Here is a 16617-nt window from a genome sequence, read left to right as displayed (position 1 = left end):
GCCCTGCACGGAACCACCTGTTCCAGACTGATACGGTCCCGCTCTGCCGGAACACCGGAACATCTGTCCCCGCTGTCCCACGCGTTACCGAGAGGTTGAGCCGATGACGGACCCCGCCGCCGTGGAACGGGACGCCGCCGAGGCCGCCTCGGCCTTCGCCCATCCGGCGGTCGCACCGGACGCGACGGCCGCGTACGGGCAACACCCCGACCACGTCGTCGACTTCTACGCCCCGCGCGGCGAGAGCGCGGGCCCGGTCCCGCTGGTGGTGGTCCTGCACGGCGGCGCGTGGCGGGCGCCCTACGACAGGCAGCACGTCACCCCCTTCGCGGCCTTCCTGGCCCGGCGCGGTTTCGCCGTCGCCAACGTCGAGTACCGGCGCGGCAGCTCGCTGCCCCACCAGAATTCCGACGGGCCGGTCGCCGGGCGCTGGCCGGAGACCTTCGACGACGTCGCGGCCGCGATGGACGCCCTTCCGGGCCTCGCCGCGACCACCCTGCCGCAGGCCGACGTCCGCCGCGTGGTCGTCACCGGCCACTCGGCGGGCGGCCACCTCGCGCTGTGGGCCGCGGCCCGGCACGTGCTGCCGTACGGATCCCCGTGGCGGCTGCCCGCCCCGCCGATGCTGCGGGGGGTGGTGGCGCTGGCGCCGATCGCGGACTTCGCGGTGGCGGAGGAGCTGGGCGTGTGCGGCGGGGCGAGCGCGCAGCTGCTGGGGGGCGCGGACCACTGGGACGAGCGGCTCCCGTCCGCCGACCCGGCGTCCCTGCTGCCGACGGGCATCGCCACGGCGGTCGTCCAGGGGCGGGACGACATCGTGGTCCCGCAGCAGGTGGCCGAGGCGTACGTGGCGGCAGCGGCGAAGGCGGGGGAGACGGTGGGGCTGACCCTGCTCGACGGGGTGGGGCACTTTCCGCTGATCGACCCGGGGGCGGACGCGTGCGCGGTGGTCGCGGAGGAGATCTCCCAGCTGGCCTGGTAGCGGACGCCGGACCTCCGCACACATCCCCGTGACCAGGGCGAAAACCCATGGCGGCGAGGGCCGGCACGCTGGGTACTCTGATCAAGATCTGATCAGGTCGCTTTGAAGACCGAACAAAATGGGGGGCCGGTGCGCAATCGCCGACTCGTAATGACCGCTGCCCTCGTGGCGGCGGGTCTCGGGCTCATCCCGAGCACGGCCTCGGCCACCGAGGGGCCGGCCAAGCCCGCCCAGCAGGGCCCGGGCGCCGCGCAGGCCGCGCAGGCCGTGAAGGGCACGCAGGGCATGCAGGCCACGAAGGCCTCGGGCGAGAAGTTCCACAGCCCCGCCGACCGGACGGTGCGCACGACGCTGCCGGGCGGGGGCAACAAGGCCGCCGAGGACCACCCGGGGCTGGCCGCGGAGATCACGGGTGAAAGCTACTCCGCTCACCGGCTGGAGCTCATCACCAAGATCACGGGGCCGGACGTCACGCTCGACGTGGTCGTCGACTGGGGTGACGGCAAGACGGAGAAGACGACCGCCAAGGGCACCGGCGAGGTCTACCACAGCCACGTCTACGCCGAGGTCGGCGAGTACGTGGTGAAGGTGACGGTCACCGACGTCGCCAACGGCATCCAGGCCGCCAACCAGATCGCCTTCGCGACCGCGGGCGCCGAGTTCACCCCGCACGCCCCGACCCGGCTGCTGGACACGCGCGACGGTACGGGCGCGAAGGCGGGCAAGGTCGTGGGGCGCGGCACGACCCGTGTACGGGTGGCGGGCAACTCCGGGATTCCCGCCGGAGCCACGGCGGTCGTCCTCAACGTCACCGTCACGAACACCACCGCCGACGGGCACGTCACGGCGTACGCGGGCGGAGGATCCCGGCCGGACACGTCGAACCTGAACCACACCGCCGGTCAGTCCGTCCCGAACCTGGTCATCGTGCCGGTGGGCGAGGACGGTCACGTGGAGTTCTTCAACGGCGGCTGGAGCCCGGTGGACCTGGTCGCCGACGTCACGGGCTACTTCACCCGTTCCGCGGCCGGCGGTTACACGGCGATGACCCCGGCCCGGTTCGTCGACACCCGTGAGGGCCTCGGCACCGCCAAGGGCCGGCTCGCCGGGCGCGGTACCTTCACCACCCAGATCGACGGCCTCAAGGGCGTGCCCAAGGGCATCACCGCCGTCGCCCTGAACGTCACGGTGACCAACCCCGGGGAGGCCGGTCACCTGTCGGTCTTCCCGGGCGGGGGCCAGACCCCCACGGCGTCCAACCTGAACTTCACGGCCGGCCAGACGGTCGCCAACTCGGTGATCGTACCCGTGAGCGCCGACGGCAGGATCAGCGTCTTCAACGGCTCATGGGCGGGCACCGACGTCGTCGTGGACGTCGTCGGCCACTACAGCAAGGACAGCAGGGCGGCGTACCGGGCGATCGACCCGTGGCGCGCGATCGACACCCGCGACACCGTGGCGTGGCCCGGGAGGCTGCCGGCCCGCGGGTACTTCTCGCAGTGGTTCGCGCCCGAGCCGGAGGGCGTCGAGGCCTTCACCTTCAACACGACGGTCACCAACACCACGGACTCCGGGTTCCTCTCGGTGGCACCCAGCCCGCTCCCGTGGGAGGAGAACACCGACCCCAACGCGCCGAAGCCGCCGCGTCCCGGCTCCTCCACCCTGAACTGGGCGAAGGGCGCCACCGTCCCGAACCTGGTGCAGACGGGCGTCGGCGAGTACGGGATCATCAACTTCTGGAACCAGGGCTGGCAGGACGCCGACCTGATCGTCGACGTCTTCGGCATCTACGAGACGAACTGATCCGCAGCTCCGCGCACAACGGCGAGGGTCCCGCCCGATCTCACGACCGGGCGGGCCCTCGCTCGTTCTCATCCCTTCCGTCGGGTCCGTCCCGACGGACATTGGGATCAGTTCGGGACAGAAATGCGCCAACTCCACGCGGCCGCACCGGTATTGGCGATTTCGTTGGCGAGGATCTATGTACTCTGAAGCCCAGACCTGAGCACGTTCAAAAATGGGGGGACCGGTGCGCAGTCGCCGTCTCGTAGTTTCCGTCGCCGTCATCGCGGCAACCGTCGGTCTCGCGCCGGGCATCGCCCAGGCCGCGGAGCCGGTCACGCCGGGGGTGAGCGCGCCCGCCGTGGACCTGGCCAAGGCCGCGGCACCGAACCTGAACACCTTCAAGAGCCCCGCCGAGCGTTCCGTCCGCAAGGCCCTGCCGGGCGCCAAGGGCGGGGTCTCCGCCCAGCAGGCCTCCGGCAACCCCGACCTGGCCCTCGTCCTGAACGCCGCGGCCACCACGGCCCACGCGTTCGACCTGGAGACCACCGTCATCAGTGCCGACTCCGCGCTGAAGGTCACCGTCGACTGGGGCGACGGCAGCAGTCCGGACGGCGTAGACGCGTACGGCTCGACCGTCCTGAAGAACAGCCACACGTACGCGAAGCTCGGCCAGTACACCGTCAAGGTCACCGTGGCGGACCCGGCCAACCAGGCCGAGGTCGTCAACGAGTTCGAGGTGATGACCGCCGGCTCGGACTTCGTCGCGCACACCCCGACCCGACTGCTGGACACCCGCGACGGGACCGGCGCGGCCCAGGGCAAGGTCCCCGCGTACGGCTCGACCCGCGTGAAGGTCGGCGGCAACGGCGCGATACCGGAGGGGGTCACCGCCGTCGCCCTCAACGTGACCGTCACCAACACCACCAGCGGCGGGCACATCACGGCCTTCGCCGAGGGCACCGAGCGGCCGACGACCTCGAACGTGAACTTCGAGGCCGGCCGGTCCGTCCCCAACCTGGTCATCGTGCCCGTCGGCAAGAACGGCTACGTCGAGCTTGCCAACCGCGGCTCGGAGTCCGTCGACCTGATCGCGGACGTGACCGGCTACTTCACGCGCACCGACGCCGCCGGCTACACGCCGATGACGCCCGTCCGGTTCGTCGACACCCGTGAGGGCCTGGGCACCACCCGGGGCCAGCTGGCCGGGCAGAAGACCTTCGGTACGCGGATCAGCGGCCTGCGCGGAGTGCCGGAAGGCGTCACGGCCGTGGCGCTGAACGTGACGGCGACCAACCCGAAGGAGGCCGGCCACCTGTCCGTCTTCCCGAGCGGCGGCAGCGTCCCGATCACGTCCAACGTGAACTTCACCGCGGGCCAGACCATCGCCAATGCGGTGATCGTGCCCGTCGGCCCCGACGGCAGCATCAACGTCCGCAACGGCGCCTGGGCCGGCACGGACGTGATCGTCGACGTCGTCGGCTTCTACAGCCGCGACAGCAAGGCCGCCTACATGCCGATCACGTCGGTCCGGCTGATCGACACCCGCGACCCGCGCTGGCCGCACGGTCCGATGCAGGGCCGCGGCTACATCTGGCACCCGCTGTCGGTGGGCGAGCCCGGCATCGCCGGGTTCGTGCTGAACACCACGGTCACGAACACCGTCGGCGCGGGCTTCCTGTCAGTCGCTCCGGATTCGAACACGCGGGAGCAGTACCGGGACGGCAAGCAGGTGTTCCCGGAGCGTCCCACCGCCTCGACCCTGAACTGGACGGCCGGCAAGACCGTTCCGAACCTGGTCCAGGCGGGCTCCGGGAAGAACGGCATCGTCGACTACTGGAACCAGGGCTGGGACAACACCGACCTCGTCGTCGACATCTTCGGCTACTACGAGACCAACTGACCCACCGCCGAGCGCCCCGGGGACGGCCTCCCCGGGGCGCTCAGTGCTCCGGGGGCCCCGGTCTGCCGCCCGGAGCCAGGTGCTCCACCAGGTCGGCCAGGTCCTCGCAGACCTGCTCGATCCTCAGCCGTACGTTGTTCTGCTCGGTCACGAGCGCGGACAGCAGCAGCCCGGTGAGGGCGGCCGCGCCGTTGAGGGCCTGGAGGTTGACCATGAGCTCCAGGAGGCTGTACCCGACGAACGGCCCGACGTGATCGTGCGCCGCCGAGATCGCCAGGACCGAGATCAGCAGGGTGCACGGCGCGCTCGCGGCGAACTGGAAGCGTACGGCCGCCCAGATCAGCAGCGGGAAGACGAGGAAGAGCACGGACAGGTGGCTGCGGGTGGCCACGAGGGTGACGATCACGGACGTGACCGCCAGGGCCGACACCTCGGCCAGCCGGTAGTCGTCCCGTGGCAGCCGGGCCCGGCGCAGGACCAGCAGCAGCGGGGTCAGTACGAGCACCCCCATGGCGTCCCCCACCCACCAGGCCGCCCACACCGGCCAGAATCCGCCCCGGGGCAGATCGCCGGTGAGTACGAGGGTCCAGGTCCCGGCCGTCGCGCTGATCAGCATCGGCAGCAGACCGCCCAGGAAGACGAGCGCCAGCGCGTCCCTCAGCCGGTCCATCTGCGTGCGGAAGTCCACCCGGCGCAGCATCAGGTACGCGCACACCGGCGCGATGGTGTTCCCCGCGAGGATGCCGAGGTCGCTGAGGTCGAACTCGCTGATCCGTTCGATGGCGAAGTAGGTGCCGAGCGGGATCCCCGGCCAGACCCGCGGGCCCAGCCAGAGCAGGGCGGCCAGCGCGATGCCGGTGGGCAGCCACAGCGGGGTGACCTGGGCGCCGTCGACGGTCACGCTCTGGCGCAGGCCGATCCGCCCGCTGATGTAGTACGCGACGGCGACGGCGAGGATCAGTAGGAGCAGTTCGGCCGGACGTCGCCATCCCTCGGTGCGCACCACATCATCAGACAACAGCCCGCGGGCCGGGTGGGGCGTGACACGCGCTACGCCGTCCCACGGGGTTGCGGGTCGCGGTCCTCGCCCGAGCCCGCTTGCGAGTCGGCTCCTGCCGCGTCGTGGCTGAGGACGAGCACCGCGGCGTCGTCCGCGTGGCCCGTCGAATCGGCCACCTTCATCACCTCGGCGGCCAGCTCGGCGGGGTCGGTGCCCGCCGCCTCCCGGACCACCCTGAGCACGCGTTCCAGCCCCACCTCCAGCGGGAACCGCGGTCCCTCGACCACGCCGTCGGTGAGCAGGACGATCGATCCCGCCTGTGTGAGGCGCCGCCGGGTCACCGCGTACGCCGCCCCGGGCACCAGGTTCAGCGGCAGCCCTCCGTTGTCCTCGGCTATGCCGTACCGGCCGTCGACCGTGGCCCACACCGCGGGGACGTGACCGGCCCGGGCGCTCTCCAGCTCCCAGGTGTCCGGGTCGAAGCGGAGCAGGCTGCACGTCGCGAAGAGGTCGCGGTTCATCGAGAGCAGCACCTCATTGGCCCGGCTCAGCACCTCGCCGGGATCGACGACCACGGCCGCCACGGCCCGCAGGCAGATCCTGACCTGCCCCATGAAGGCGGCCGCGTCGACGTCGTGCCCCTGCACGTCGCCGATGCAGAGGGCAAGGGCGCCCTCCGGCAGCCGGAAGCCGTCGTACCAGTCGCCGCCGATGTCCAGGCCGTGCCGGGCGGGCGAGTACCGGGCCGCCGTACGCAGCCCCGGCAGGCTGGGCAGCGTGGTGGGCAGCATCTCGCGCTGCAGGGCCTCGGCCAGTTCCACGCGGGCCTGCTGGAGCTCCACGCCCTGCCGCGCCTGCGCGGTCAGCCGGCCGAGCATGCTCAGCAGGTCGGCGCTGGCCACCCGAGGGGGACGGCGCCGGCTCATCGAAGGCTCCGACGATCGTGCATCCGTCCCTGCTTCCGCCGTGGAAAGGACCTGCCCATCATATTTCCGCCGACCCGGACCCCGCCCCCCGAGCCCCGTCTCGGCGAGTCCGCGGGGAGGGCTTGCTGGGAACACCGGTGTCCGCATGATCTTGCAACCGGATCGGGCTCGTACTCGTGTTCCAGGAAGACCATGGTGTGACCACTGATGGAAAAGAGGGGGATCGGTGCGCAATCGCCGACTCGTGACTTCCGCCGCCCTGGTGGCGGCGGGTATGGGCCTCGTGCCCGGGATCGCCCAGGCGGCGCCCGGGGCGGGGCCGGACGCGACGCTGGGGACGGGGGGCACGACGTACAGCAGCCCCGCCGAGCGTACGGTCGTCACCAAGGGCGCTCAGGGCGCTCAGGGCGCCGCTCCGGGTGCCAAGGGGGCTCAGGGCACGCAGGGGAAGCAGGGTGCGCAGGATTCGTCCACGTCGATCTACCTGACCGCGCACACCGACGGTGCGCGCTCGGTCGAGCTGCGGACCCACGTCATCGACTTCGACGCGCCCGCCCTCGACGTCACCGTCTCCTGGGGCGACGGCACGACGGACACCTACTCCCTGCCCGCCGGCGGCGCGTCCGACGCGCGGGACCTCAAGCACAAGTACGCCGTGCTCGGCACGTACGACGTCAGGGTCACGGCGAAGAACGCCGCCGACGGCACCGAGGCCGTGAACGAGCTGAAGTTCACCACCCGGGGCGCCGAGTTCACCGCGCACGAGCCCACCCGGCTGCTCGACACCCGCACGGGCACCGGCGCCGCGAAGGCCCAGGTCGGCCCGCGCAGCTCGGTGGCGCTGAAGGTCGCGGGCGCGGCGCAGGTCCCCGCCGGGGCCACCGCGGTCGCCCTCAACGTCACCGTCACCAACGCCACGGGCGCGGGCCACGTCTCGGTGCAGTCAACGAAGGACCGCGCCGAGGGCGCAGAGACGTCGAACGTGAACTTCGCCGCGGGCCAGACCGTCCCGAACCTGGTGATCGAGGCGATCGGCGAGGACGGGTACATCCACCTGTTCAACGGCGGCTGGGAGGCGGTCGACATCATCGCCGATGTCACCGGCTACTTCGCCCCGGCGCACGCCAACGGCTGGGGCGCGCTGAACCCGACCCGCGTCGTCGACACCCGCGAGGGCCTCGGCGCGGCCAAGGGCCAGGTCCCCGGCCAGGGCGCCGTCGGCGTGGAGATCGCCGGGCGCGCGGGCGTGCCGAAGGGCGCCACCGCGGTGGCGGTCAACCTCACCGCCACCAACCCGCGGTCGGCCGGCCACCTGACCGCCTACCCCAGCGGGAAGGCCGCCCCGGCGACCTCGAACGTGAACTTCACCGCCGGGCAGACGGTCGCCAACTCGGCCGTCGTGCCGATCGGCCCCGACGGAAAGATCAACGTGCGCAACGGCGGCTGGGACCCGGCCGACGTGGTGGTCGACGTCGTCGGCTACTACACCCCCGAGAGCCGGTCCGCCCTGGTGGCCCACGGGATCCCGTACCGGCTGCTGGACACCCGCAAGGACAGCTGGGGCGGCTGGAAGGCCGGCCCGCTGAAAGCCCGTACGCACTTCCCCATGCGGCTGGAGGGCGACACGACGACCCCGGACGTCGACGGCTGGGTGCTGAACACCACCGTCACCGACACCCGCGGGAACGGCTTCCTGTCCGTGACACCGGACCCGAACTTCTGGTCCGACTACGCGAACGGCACGGCGGTGACGCCGCAGCGGCCCGTCTCCTCGGTCCTGAACTGGACGAAGGGCGCGACCGTCGCGAACGTCGCGCAGACGCCCGGCGGCAAGGGCGGCATGATCGACCTGTGGAACCAGGGCTGGGAGGACACCCACCTGCTCGTCGACCTGCTCGCCTACTACCAGACGGACTGACCCGGCGGCCTGTAGACCGAAGGGGCGGTGCGCCGTACGGCGCACCGCCCCTTCGTGCCGCTGCGGCCAGGGTCGTGCCGTCAAAGTCCCGCCTGGCTGGCGGGGCCGGCCTGGTCGACACTCCCTAGAGGAACGAGTTGATCTCGATCGTCTCGGTGCGGCCGGGGCCGACGCCGATCGCGGAGATCGGGGCGCCCGACATCTCCTCCAGGGCCTTGACGTAGTCCTGCGCGTTCTTCGGCAGGTCGTCGAAGGTCTTGGCCTTGGTGATGTCCTCGGACCAGCCGGGGAGGTATTCGTAGATCGGCTTCGCGTGGTGGAAGTCGGTCTGCGAGTAGGGGAGCTCCTCGACGCGCTTGCCGTCGATCTCGTACGCGACGCAGACCGGGATCTGCTCCCAGCCGGTCAGCACGTCCAGCTTGGTGAGGAAGAAGTCGGTGAGGCCGTTCACGCGGGTGGCGTAACGTGCGATCGGCGCGTCGAACCAGCCGCAGCGACGGTCACGGCCGGTGGTCACACCGCGCTCGCCGCCGATGCGGCGCAGGTCCTCGCCGTCCTGGTCGAACAGCTCGGTCGGGAACGGGCCCGCGCCGACGCGGGTCGTGTAGGCCTTGAGGATGCCGATGACACGGCTGATCTTCGTCGGGCCCACGCCGGTACCGGTGCAGGCGCCGCCCGCGGTCGGGTTCGACGAGGTGACGAAGGGGTAGGTGCCGTGGTCGACGTCGAGCAGGGTGCCCTGGCCGCCCTCGAAGAGCACGACCTTGTCCTCGTCCAGCGCGTTGTTGAGGATCAGGGTGGTGTCGGCGACGTACGGCTTGATCTGCTCCGCGTACTGGAGCATCTCCTCGACGATCTGGCCGGCCTCGATCGCGCGGCGGTTGTAGAGCTTCGCGAGGAGCTGGTTCTTGCCCTCCAGCGCCGCCTCGACCTTCTGGGTGAGGATCGACTCGTCGTAGAGGTCCTGGACCCGGATGCCGATGCGGTTGATCTTGTCCGCGTACGTCGGGCCGATGCCGCGACCGGTGGTGCCGATCTTGCGCTTGCCGAGGAAGCGCTCGCCGACCTTGTCGAGGGTGACGTTGTACGGCGTGATCAGGTGCGCGTTGCCGCTGATGAGCAGCTTGGAGGTGTCGATGCCGCGCTCGTTCAGGCCGCGCAGCTCGGAGAGCAGGACGGCCGGGTCGACGACGACGCCGTTACCGATGACCGGGGTGCATCCGGGGGAGAGGATGCCGGAAGGGAGAAGGTGCAGCGCGTACTTCTGGTCGCCGACGACGACCGTGTGGCCGGCGTTGTTGCCGCCCTGGTAGCGCACTACATAGTCAACGGATCCACCGAGCAGGTCGGTGGCCTTTCCCTTGCCCTCGTCACCCCACTGAGCTCCGAGCAGCACAAGAGCGGGCACAGGCGTACACCTCTTCCGGATGGGGCATGTCCAAGGTCAGGGGGCGTACGACGATGTACGCGGGCTGAGCCGTCGGACGGGTTGCCCCGGAATAGACGAAGGCCCTGGCGCAATAGCGCAAGGGCCTCTTGCACAAAGATGCTACCCGAGGAAGGACCGAGGTGTCGGCTCCAGAGCCCACCATGAGCGAAGCGGGCGCGCCGGTAGGCGGTCTGCTGGTGCTCGTCGACCCGGTCGCCCGCCGTCTTGACGGCGAGTCCGTGCGGATCGCGAAAGATGTGTTGTCAGCGGGCGCGGCAGCGAAGATCTGCCTCCCGGACTCGCAGGAGGAATTCGCGCGGGCCCTCGCCCGCCGGGGTCATCGACAGCCGGTGATCGTGGGCGACGACCGGGCCCTGGTGCGGGCCGTGGGACTGCTGCACCGGGAGCGGGGGCTGGGCGAGGGCGCGCTGGCGCTGGTTCCGGTGGGGCCGGCGGGGTCCCTGGCGCTGGCGAGGTCCCTGGGTGTGCCCGAGTCCGCCGTCGCGGCGGCGCGGGCGGTGCTGGACGGTTCGGTGCGGATGTGCGACCTGCTGGTCGACGACAGTGACGGGGTGGTGCTGGGCGCGCTGCGGATCCCGCCGCTGCGCGGGCCGGAGCGGGGGGTGCCCAGGCCGGCCGGGCCGTCGGTGTGGAGCGCGTACCGCTCGCTGGTGCGGACGCTGGTCCGCCCGGTCGCGGCGGCGGGCGGGGCGGGCGGCGGGCACCACCGGCTGCGGGTGGAGGCCGACGGGGTGCTGCTGGCCGATGTGGACCAGCCCGTGGCGGACGTCTCGGTGCGCACGCGGGGCGACGGAGAACCGGCGGAGGTCGCGGTGCGCACGGGTGGTGGGTTCGGCGGCTCGACGGTGACGGCTCGGGCGAAGAAGGTCACGGTGTCGGGCGCGGACTTCCGCTACCGCGCCGACGGCGCGATGGCCGGCCCGGTCCGCCGTCGTACGTGGACGCTGCGCCCGGGGGCATGGACGCTCACCGTGCCCCGCTGACGGCGGGGGAGGCGACCCCGCCTGCGGTGACGTCGCGGGAGGGCACGGGAGGCGCTGGGTGACTGGCGGCGGGACGCGCTGCTGCTCTGCCTGGTGCCGGTGTTCTGCTGGCCTGCGCCGGTCGCGGCGGTGCTCACGCGCCCTGGTGGTGCTGGTGGGGTGCTGCTGGGCCCGGTGTGTGCTCGAAATGCGCGAGCTGCGCGCCGTCCGCCAGGGTGCGGCGCCTGCTGCGGGACCCGGCGGCGCTGGGTGCCGTACGACGCCGAGGTGGTGCGCATGCCGTGGCGGCCGCCGGTGCTGGCCCAGACCGCCCTGGCGGCGGCCGCCCCGCCGCCCTGCCCCGCCGCCCTGCGCCGCCGCGACCTGACGGCCTCACCGGCAGACGCCCCTAGAACTCCACGAGCAGGCGTTCCAGCCCGCGGATGACGTACCCGTCCCGCCACCGCGGCTCCTCCACGAGCCGCAAGGGCGGGATCCCCTCCGCCAGCAGCGCCCCGAACGAGGCCTCCAGCTCCCGCCGCGCCAGCGGCGCCCCCAGGCAGTAGTGGATCCCGGCCCCGAAGGTCAGGTGGGGGTTGTCCGCCCGTACGACGTCCAGCGTGTCGGGGTCGTCGAAGCGCGCGGGATCCCGGTTCGCAGAACCGAACAACAGTGCGACCTCGGCTCCGCGGGGGATCTCGTTGTCACCCACGCGGATGTCGTCGAGCACCCAGCGTTCGAACATCTGCAGAGGAGTGTCGTACCGCATGAGTTCATCCACAGCTGTGGACAACTTTTCGGGATCGTGGCCGTCGCGGAGCGCGGCGAGCTGATCGGGGTTGCGGAACAGCGCCCACCACCCGTTGACCGTGGTGTTGACGGTGGCCTCGTGCCCGGCGTTCAGCAGGAGGACGCAAGTGGAGATCATCTCCTGCTCGCTGAGCCGCCCCTCCTCATCGTGGGCGGCGATCAGTCCGGAGATCAAATCCTCCCCGGGGCGGGTACGCCGCTCGGCGATCAGCTCCCGCAGGTACGCGCTGAAGTCGATGCTGGCCCGCACCGCCCGCCGCGCCGTCTCCTCGTCCGGCCGGAGTTCGAACATCCCGCAGATGTCCGCCGACCAGGGCCGCAGCAGCCCCCGGTCCGCCTCCGGCACGCCCAGCAGCTCCGCGATCACGGCCACCGGCAGCGGCTCGGCGACGGTGGTGAGCAGGTCACCGCCCCCGTCCGCGAGCAACCGCCCCACCAGTTCCCCGGCCACCCGCTGCACGGCGGGCACGAGCCGCTCCACCGTCCGCGGGGTGAAGGCCTTCGCCACCAGCCTGCGCACCCGCGCGTGCGCGGGATCCTCCAGGTCCAGCAGCCCGTTGCCGTTGAGGACATGGAAGGGCTCGTGCTCCGGCGGCGGCGCCTCCCGCCCGAACTCCTCGTGCGAGAACCGGTGGAGGTAGGTCCGCCCCAGCCGCCGGTCCCTCAGCAGCGCACTGACATCGGCGTAGTGCGGCACCAGCCACTGCCCGGTGGCCTCCCACCAGATGGCCCGCCCCTGCTCCCGCAACTCCCGGTACGCCGGGTACGGATCGGCGACGAACGCGGCATCCCACGGATCAAAGCCCATCCCCGCAGACTAGGGGGTGTCCTGTCGACCAGGCCGGGCCCGCGGCGCGATCGGCGAGCCACCTCCTGGGGCTCTCCCCGGCTCTCCCCCCGGGTCAGGCCGGCGTGACCAGGCGGGTCTCGTAGGCGAACACCGCCGCCTGCGTCCGGTCCCGCAGGCCCAGCTTGACCAGGATCCGGCTGACATGGGTCTTGATCGTGGACTCCGCGACGATCAGCCGGTCGGCTATCTCCGCGTTGGACAAGCCCTGCGCGATCAGGATCAGCACCTCTGTCTCACGCTCCGTCAGCTCACCCACCCCGGCCGGATCCGCCAGCCTGCGCGCCTCGGAGATCTTCGAGAACTCCGCTATCAGCCGCTTGGTCACCGAAGGCGCCAGCAGGGCCTCACCGGCCGCCACCACCCTCACCCCGTCCGCCAGCTGGCGGGCTGAAGCGTCCTTCAGCAGGAACCCGGAAGCCCCCGCCCGCAGCGCCTGGTACACGTACTCGTCGAGGTCGAAGGTCGTCAGGACCAGCACCTTCGCGTCCGTGTCCGCGGCCACGATCTCCCGTGTCGCCTCCAGGCCGTTCATCTGCGGCATCCGTATGTCCATCAGCACCACGTCCGGCCGCAGCGCCGCCACCTGCGCGACGGCCTCCCGGCCGTCGACCGCCTCGCCCACCACCTCGATGCCGTCCATGGCGTTCAGCAGAACGGAGAACCCCTCGCGGACCATCATCTGGTCGTCGACGATCAGCACCTTGATCGTCATGCCGGTCCTTCCTGCGACTCCGGCACCGGCTCGGCCCGGTTGCGCACCGGAATGAACACCGCGACCTCGTACCCGCCCGATGCCGTCCGCGCGGCCGTCATCTGCCCCTCCAGCATGGCGACCCGCTCCCGCATCCCGGTGATCCCGTGGCCGGCCCCCGCCGAGGGCCGAACATCCCCGGTCGGCGCCTCGTTGACGACCCGTATCCCCAGACCGCCCAGCACGTACGACACCTCCACCCCGGCCGCCGCGCCCGGCGCGTGTCGCAGGGTGTTGCTCAGGGCCTCCTGGATGATCCGGTACGCCGACAGCTCCACGCCCTGCGGCAGCTCCCGTACCGCACCCGTGACCGTCTTCTCCACGCTGAGCCCCGCCTCGCGCACATTCGCCAACAGCCCGTCCAGCGAGGCCAGCGTCGGCTGCGGGGCGTCCGGAGCCTCGTAGTCCGCGGAGCGCACCACACCCAGCACCCGCCGCAGCTCCGTCAGGGCCGCCACCGCGTTCTCCCGGATGGTGACGAACGCCGCCTCCAGCTCCGGCGGCGGATTCTTCACCCGGTACGGGGCGGCCTCCGCCTGGATCGCCACCACCGACATGTGGTGCGCCACCACGTCGTGCAACTCCCGCGCAATCGTGGTCCGCTCCTCCAGCAGCGTCCGCTTGTCCCGCTCGACGGCCGTGACCTCCTGCTGCGCGCTCACCTCCGCTTTGGCGTGCCTGCGTATCTGGATGCTGCCGGCGATCACCAGAGCGAACGCCGAGGTCACCGCCATCTCCGGCATGTTCGAGCCCCACTGGCCGTTGAACACCACGGAGAACGCGGTGCCCAGCGCGAGGGTGAGCGCCCACATCCAGGCCGCCACCCGCGGGCCGGTTCGCAGCGTGACGAGGACCATGACCGCGATGTAGGAGAAGAAGGCGCCCGGGGTCCAGGGCCAGTTGGCGCCGCCGCCGAGGGCGGCCAGCACCACCGTCATCGCGACGGCCGCCCACCACGCGCCCACCGGCCGTACAAGCGTCATCAGGACCGGAGCCGCGGCTATCAGCCCCATGACGAGCTGACCCAGATCGCCCAAGTAGCTCGACTGCCCTTCCGTCGTGAACAGCACGGCGAAGAACGCCAGCACGCCCACCGCCGCATGCCGCCGCCACGGCGCATACCGTCGTATCCCCTCGGGGAGCCGCCGCGAGAAGCGTCCCGGTGCCCCCGCCAGGGGCAGCGGCCGGTAGGCGAAGGCATCGGTGACGAGGTCCTGGCGCAGGGTCGCGATCACCTCCGATGCCAGTCGGAATTCAGGCGTCCGGGCTGTCCCCCCGGTGGTCGTCTCGGTCATGCACACAACCGTAGGTCTGTACCGCCTTCGTCCGCGTCGCCGCTGATGGGGATTTCCCCGGGTCCCTCTCAAGTACTACACGGGTCCGTCAGTAGCCCGTCGGACGGATCAGACCGCTCTCGTACGCGAACACCGCCGCCTGCGTCCGGTCCCGCAGCCCCAACTTCACCAGGATCCGACTCACGTGGGTCTTCACCGTCTGCTCGGCCAGGACCAGGTGCTCGGAGATCTCCGCGTTCGACAGGCCTTGGGCGATCAGCGACAGCACCTCGGTCTCCCGCTCGGTCAGCACGTCGATCCGGGCCCGCGACGGCGCGCGGGGAGCGCCCAGCCGGGAGAACTCCGTGATCAGCCGCTTCGTGATGTTCGGCGAGAGCAGCGCCTCACCGGCCGCCACCACCCGTACCGCCTCCGCGAGCTGATCGGCCGAGGCGTCCTTCAGCAGGAACCCGGAAGCCCCGGCCCGCAGCGCCTCGTACACGTACTCGTCGAGGTCGAAGGTGGTCAGCACGAGAACCTTCACCGCGGCGTCGGGAACACGGGTGATCACGGACGTGGCCTCGATACCGCCCATGCCGGGCATGCGGATGTCCATCAGCACCACGTCCGGGGCCAGCTCGGCGACTTTCGCGACGGCGTCCGCCCCGTCCACCGCCTGCCCCACGACCTCTATGTCGGGCTGGGCGTTGAGAAGCACGGTGAAGCCCTGCCGCACCATCATCTGGTCGTCGGCGATCATCACCTTGATCGGGGTGCTCATGGGGCCTTCTTCGTCTCGGGGCCGGTACCGGGGCCGGCGGGCGGGTCCTGGGCGTCCATCGGGAGCACGGCGCTGACCTCGTACCCGCCGTCGGGGCGTGGTCCCGCGACCAGTTCGCCCCCCAGCATGCCCGCCCGCTCCCGCATCCCCAGCAGCCCGTGCCCCGCTCCCTGCGAGGGCGCGGCCGGCCGGGTCGGCGCACTGTTGGCGACGCACAGGTGCAGCTCGCGAGGCCCGTACGCGACGCCGACCTCCACCTGTGAACCGGGCGCGTGGCGCAGGCAGTTGCTCAAGGCCTCCTGCACGATCCGGTACGCGGTGAGTTCCACGCCCGGCGTCAGCGGCCGGCGGATGCCCGCGACCGCGGTGGTGACGTCCAGCCCCGCACCCCTTACGTTGTCCACGAGGCCGTCCAACTCGGCCAGGGTCGGCTGCGGATGCTGCGGGGCAGCGGGATCCCCGGGCTGTTCGGAGCGCAGCACTCCCAGTACCCGCCGCAACTCCGTGAGGGCCTCCAGCGCGTTCTCCCGGATGCCGGTCAGGTTCTCCTTGAGTTCCTCGGACGGGTTGTCCACGAGGTGTGGGGCGACCTGCGCCTGGATGGAGATCACCGACATGTGGTGCGCGACGACGTCGTGCAGTTCACGGGCGATGCGGCTGCGCTCCTCCAGCACGGTGCGCCGTGCGCGCTCCTCCGCGGTGAGGGTCTCCTGCTCGACCAGTTCGCCACGGGCCAGCCGCAGGGCGCGCAGCGCGTACCCGAGGAGCCCGACGAAGCCGAAGAGGACGGTCGCCGCCATGGAGGAGAACTGGCTCCCGTCCGGACGGAGCGTCAGCTCGGCCGCCCCGGTGAGGGCGATGGAGATGCCGACGACCCATATGGTCACCCGAGGCGGCACCCGGAGGGCGACCAGCAGCAGCACGGGGGCGAACGCGAACATCCCGCCGGGCGTCCAGGGCCAGGTCTGGCCCTGCCCGACGTTGTCGTGGATCATCCAGGCGATCCAGCCCGCGGCGAGCAGAGCGAGCCACCAGGCGGCGACAGGGCGGAACATCGCCAGCCAGATGGACAGCGCGGTCAGCAGCGCGACGGCCAGCGGCGGGCCGCCCTTGACGTGGTAGTGGTCCATGAGCTGCTCGGTGGTGAGGAACCCGAAGAACACCGCGGCATAGGCGACGAATACGTGCGGCAGCCGGGCGAGCCACCGCGGCCCGCCCATCCTGGGGA

The 16617-nt window shown here is 71.5% G+C and carries 13 protein-coding genes; 5 read left to right on the top strand and 8 right to left on the bottom strand.

All coding sequences use genetic code 11. From position 1 onward, the window contains the following. Nucleotides 1–103: 103 nt before the first annotated feature. From ACZ3X1_RS08505 to ACZ3X1_RS08495, 3 genes are all read left to right on the top strand, one after another. The gene (locus ACZ3X1_RS08505) at nucleotides 104–982 is read left to right on the top strand and encodes an alpha/beta hydrolase (protein WP_467277921.1); all 879 of its coding nucleotides are present in this window, start codon (nucleotides 104–106) and stop codon (nucleotides 980–982) included. 150 nt (nucleotides 983–1132) lie between these two features. Continuing rightward, on the top strand, nucleotides 1133–2785 hold the full coding sequence (locus ACZ3X1_RS08500) for a hypothetical protein (RefSeq protein WP_467277919.1): 1653 nt from the start codon (nucleotides 1133–1135) through the stop codon (nucleotides 2783–2785). A 226-nt stretch (nucleotides 2786–3011) separates the two neighbouring features. Further along, nucleotides 3012–4667: a PKD domain-containing protein gene (locus ACZ3X1_RS08495; protein ID WP_362627063.1), complete on the top strand. Its 1656-nt coding sequence runs from the start codon at nucleotides 3012–3014 to the stop codon at nucleotides 4665–4667. Between the two features lie 40 nt (nucleotides 4668–4707). Here ACZ3X1_RS08495 and ACZ3X1_RS08490 read toward each other — a convergent pair whose 3' ends face one another. After that, nucleotides 4708–5673, bottom strand: a complete 966-nt coding sequence (locus ACZ3X1_RS08490) for an MASE1 domain-containing protein (RefSeq protein ID WP_467277915.1) — start codon at nucleotides 5671–5673, stop codon at nucleotides 4708–4710. 44 nt (nucleotides 5674–5717) lie between these two features. Next, nucleotides 5718–6593: a PP2C family protein-serine/threonine phosphatase gene (locus tag ACZ3X1_RS08485; RefSeq protein ID WP_362627057.1), complete on the bottom strand. Its 876-nt coding sequence runs from the start codon at nucleotides 6591–6593 to the stop codon at nucleotides 5718–5720. A 244-nt stretch (nucleotides 6594–6837) separates the two neighbouring features. Between ACZ3X1_RS08485 and ACZ3X1_RS08480 the strand changes: the two genes are divergently transcribed. Next, complete coding sequence (locus tag ACZ3X1_RS08480) at nucleotides 6838–8511, top strand: hypothetical protein (protein WP_467277911.1); 1674 nt, start codon at nucleotides 6838–6840, stop codon at nucleotides 8509–8511. Between the two features lie 124 nt (nucleotides 8512–8635). On the opposite strand, the gene ACZ3X1_RS08475 is transcribed toward ACZ3X1_RS08480, so the two are convergent. Further along, the gene (locus tag ACZ3X1_RS08475; RefSeq protein ID WP_356811620.1) at nucleotides 8636–9919 is read right to left on the bottom strand and encodes an adenylosuccinate synthase; all 1284 of its coding nucleotides are present in this window, start codon (nucleotides 9917–9919) and stop codon (nucleotides 8636–8638) included. 182 nt (nucleotides 9920–10101) lie between these two features. On the opposite strand from ACZ3X1_RS08475, the gene ACZ3X1_RS08470 reads away from it, so the two are divergent. Next, nucleotides 10102–10944 (top strand): diacylglycerol kinase family protein, encoded by an 843-nt coding sequence (locus tag ACZ3X1_RS08470; RefSeq protein ID WP_362627152.1) that lies wholly within the window; start codon nucleotides 10102–10104, stop codon nucleotides 10942–10944. A 388-nt stretch (nucleotides 10945–11332) separates the two neighbouring features. Here ACZ3X1_RS08470 and ACZ3X1_RS08465 read toward each other — a convergent pair whose 3' ends face one another. From ACZ3X1_RS08465 to ACZ3X1_RS08445, 5 genes are all read right to left on the bottom strand, one after another. After that, nucleotides 11333–12541 (bottom strand): cytochrome P450, encoded by a 1209-nt coding sequence (locus ACZ3X1_RS08465; protein ID WP_467277908.1) that lies wholly within the window; start codon nucleotides 12539–12541, stop codon nucleotides 11333–11335. 94 nt (nucleotides 12542–12635) lie between these two features. After that, the gene (locus tag ACZ3X1_RS08460) at nucleotides 12636–13295 is read right to left on the bottom strand and encodes a response regulator transcription factor (RefSeq protein ID WP_356811622.1); all 660 of its coding nucleotides are present in this window, start codon (nucleotides 13293–13295) and stop codon (nucleotides 12636–12638) included. Continuing rightward, on the bottom strand, nucleotides 13292–14629 hold the full coding sequence (locus ACZ3X1_RS08455) for a sensor histidine kinase (RefSeq protein ID WP_467277904.1): 1338 nt from the start codon (nucleotides 14627–14629) through the stop codon (nucleotides 13292–13294). The genes ACZ3X1_RS08460 and ACZ3X1_RS08455 overlap by 4 nt, the downstream gene beginning before the upstream one ends. 88 nt (nucleotides 14630–14717) lie before the next feature. Further along, nucleotides 14718–15389 (bottom strand): response regulator, encoded by a 672-nt coding sequence (locus ACZ3X1_RS08450; RefSeq protein WP_030817459.1) that lies wholly within the window; start codon nucleotides 15387–15389, stop codon nucleotides 14718–14720. Continuing rightward, the gene (locus ACZ3X1_RS08445; RefSeq protein ID WP_467277900.1) at nucleotides 15386–16609 is read right to left on the bottom strand and encodes a sensor histidine kinase; all 1224 of its coding nucleotides are present in this window, start codon (nucleotides 16607–16609) and stop codon (nucleotides 15386–15388) included. The genes ACZ3X1_RS08450 and ACZ3X1_RS08445 overlap by 4 nt, the downstream gene beginning before the upstream one ends. Between the last annotated feature and the right edge of the window lie 8 nt (nucleotides 16610–16617).

The organism is Streptomyces sp. NPDC023541 (genome assembly GCF_055559995.1).
The sequence above is the reverse complement of the archived record's forward strand: the minus strand, read 5'-3'. Positions and strand labels throughout refer to the sequence as shown.

Coding starts and splice junctions, on each gene's coding strand:
- ACZ3X1_RS08455 (WP_467277904.1), bottom strand. CDS start 14,629: ATGACCGAGACGACCACCGGGGGGACAGCCCGGACGCCTGAATTCCGA.
- ACZ3X1_RS08470 (WP_362627152.1), top strand. CDS start 10,102: ATGAGCGAAGCGGGCGCGCCGGTAGGCGGTCTGCTGGTGCTCGTCGAC.
- ACZ3X1_RS08445 (WP_467277900.1), bottom strand. CDS start 16,609: ATGGGCGGGCCGCGGTGGCTCGCCCGGCTGCCGCACGTATTCGTCGCC.
- ACZ3X1_RS08485 (WP_362627057.1), bottom strand. CDS start 6,593: ATGAGCCGGCGCCGTCCCCCTCGGGTGGCCAGCGCCGACCTGCTGAGC.
- ACZ3X1_RS08465 (WP_467277908.1), bottom strand. CDS start 12,541: ATGGGCTTTGATCCGTGGGATGCCGCGTTCGTCGCCGATCCGTACCCG.
- ACZ3X1_RS08505 (WP_467277921.1), top strand. CDS start 104: ATGACGGACCCCGCCGCCGTGGAACGGGACGCCGCCGAGGCCGCCTCG.
- ACZ3X1_RS08450 (WP_030817459.1), bottom strand. CDS start 15,389: ATGAGCACCCCGATCAAGGTGATGATCGCCGACGACCAGATGATGGTG.
- ACZ3X1_RS08460 (WP_356811622.1), bottom strand. CDS start 13,295: ATGACGATCAAGGTGCTGATCGTCGACGACCAGATGATGGTCCGCGAG.
- ACZ3X1_RS08500 (WP_467277919.1), top strand. CDS start 1,133: ATGACCGCTGCCCTCGTGGCGGCGGGTCTCGGGCTCATCCCGAGCACG.